The sequence below is a fragment of the Oceanobacillus bengalensis genome (genome assembly GCF_003628445.1).
In the GTDB taxonomy this organism is placed as follows: Bacteria; Bacillota; Bacilli; order Bacillales; family Amphibacillaceae; genus Oceanobacillus; species Oceanobacillus bengalensis.
The window spans coordinates 1-2207 of sequence record NZ_RBZO01000072.1; the positions used below are offsets into that span (position 1 = coordinate 1).

The following is a 2207-nucleotide window of genomic DNA, read 5'->3' on the forward strand; positions in this document are numbered from 1 at the left end:
TTAAACATGAATGGTCCTTCTTTTAGAATGAAAGAAACCGAAGAATGGATAAAAACAAGTGCTGATAAAGTGGCTCAAAATTAACTTGCGAAATGGCTCACTTTTCACTTGCGAAATACAGATAAGCTCTCTCAAGATTAAAATAGAGCAAAATTCTCTTCAAATGAACTTGATAAGCTCTCTCAAGATTGAAATAGAGCAAAATTCTCTTCAAATGAACTTGATAAGCTCTCTCAAGATTAAAATAGAGCAAAATTCTCTTCAAATGAACTTGATAAGCCCTCTCAAGATTAAAATTGAGCAAAATTCTCTTCAAATGAACTTGATAAGCCTTCTCAAGATTAAAATAGAGAAAAATTCTCTTCAAATGAACTTGATAAGCTCTCTCAAGAAAATTTCCCAAATTATTCTTACGTCACAGTTTATATCTGATTACGGCCAGCGTTTTTTACCTCCTCTGCCATCTTTTGTACCAGTGTTTGACAAACAATTTACCATCTGATGCCAACCTAGTTTACCACACAGGAAAAGAGTTACTCTGCTTTACCTGAAGCAGTGATAATTCGATAGTACGCCACCATTGACTTAACTTTTGTCCGTGTTGAGGAACTATCACAGGTGTGGGAAAAATAATGCCTAAGAGGCACACCTGCTCAGACATGATAACACGGACAAACTTCTCAGTGGCTCAGGCTTCATTCCGTAAAAATGTAGTATTCTGTATAAAGACTGGTAAAAAGGTTATCATTCAATGATACATTTTTTGTCATTCGTTGGTAAATAAAATGTCACGAATGGTACATTTTAGTGGCTGTAATCAATATCATCTATCAATTAATATTCAGCTATAAAAAGCTAATATTTTGATGTCCTATCCTATAATTGTTCTCCTTTAGAGCAGAAGGTTTTTAGTTATGCCCCATCCCCTTAAGACTTTGTGTAGAATATTTCCCAAGCAATACACCTGTCGACATTAACAAATATAACGGTACTGGCATTTCTTTCCCCAGTTTTGTGCATGATAATAGATGTATGGGGAATAAAGCAATTTTCTTAAAGGATTTATAATAGCGATTTTGAAATGGATGAACTTCAAACCCTAGTCTCTTACACCCCTTATGAAGGGTAGTAATACCGACTAAGCCTTTAATTCTTTCGGTATATCCACGATTTTGAATATAGTCAGCTAAATACGGCATAGCCTCTTGTACATTTTTATAGGTGACAATTGCTCGTCTAACATCACTATCATACGCATGAATTGTCTTTAATAAATTCACATTATGCAAATGTATTTTTAATAGCAAATCATTTTTGTTAATAATCGTTCCATCTGATAACGTTATTTTTCTTCCTTTATATTTTGTTAATCGTACACGCATGATGGTTCGTTCTCCAAATTGATTTTCAATATAATCCAATCGCGAAAATCGAAAGTATAGCGGGTCGATCATACTCCAAATGGAAATACAGATTTCTTTAATGTTCATTTTCAATGTGCTCCTTCTTTCTTAGATGTCCTACTTATTTTGGAATAAATCACGAAAACTATTACTCAAACATTTTAGGAGGAAAAACGTAATGTGCAATGTACTACTTATGCCATTGTTACAAATTCCATCTGGTCACCATCATGTTGCTGATTGTATAAAAGACCAGTTGTTACAGTCATCCGAAGACTTTCAATGTGAAAAAGTGGAAATATTATCCTATTGCTATGGTAAACTTGAGACGCTTATCTCCACTGTCTATTTACAGGGGATTCACAAACTTCCAAATGTGTATAGCTGGATATACAAAACACTTGCTGTCAAGGGAAAAACTCGTAACAGACATTACCTATACGAACATTTATTCCTAAAAAAGGTTAGCCATATCATTAATCAAATAAGACCAGATGTCATTATTTGTACACATGCCCTACCCTCTTATCTCGTTAATCGTTTAAAAGAAATCAATCAGTGGGAAGGAATCGTTATTAATGCATACACCGATTATTTCATAAACGATTTATGGGGAATCAAGCATATCGATTATCATCTCGTACCTAGCACACAGGTGAAACAGGAATTGCTAATAAGAGGGGTGTGTTTTGCAACCTAAAAGGTTACAAGATTGCAATGAAAAGGTTAGAACTTTGCCAGCCCATATTTTATTATGATTGATGATTCGAAAGCGCATGTGTGACGCGATAACTATCTCCAGTA

At 34.4% G+C, this 2207-nt stretch carries 3 protein-coding genes; 2 read left to right on the forward strand and 1 reads right to left on the reverse strand.

The window, feature by feature from the left end; all coding sequences use genetic code 11:
- Positions 1 to 58 precede the first annotated feature (58 nt).
- Positions 59 to 502, forward strand: coding sequence for a hypothetical protein (locus tag D8M05_RS19900; protein WP_147405208.1), 444 nt, complete (start codon positions 59 to 61; stop codon positions 500 to 502).
- Between the two features lie 406 nt (positions 503 to 908).
- Here the strand turns inward: D8M05_RS19900 and D8M05_RS19905 are convergent, their stop codons facing one another.
- Positions 909 to 1490 (reverse strand): YkoP family protein, encoded by a 582-nt coding sequence (locus D8M05_RS19905; protein WP_121134857.1) that lies wholly within the window; start codon positions 1488 to 1490, stop codon positions 909 to 911.
- A gap of 91 nt (positions 1491 to 1581) precedes the next feature.
- Here D8M05_RS19905 and D8M05_RS19910 point away from each other — a divergent pair, with 91 nt between their 5' ends.
- Positions 1582 to 2103 carry an MGDG synthase family glycosyltransferase gene (locus D8M05_RS19910; protein WP_183072878.1) on the forward strand — a complete coding sequence of 174 codons (522 nt, stop codon included), beginning with the start codon at positions 1582 to 1584 and terminating at the stop codon, positions 2101 to 2103.
- The last annotated feature ends 104 nt before the right edge of the window (positions 2104 to 2207 follow it).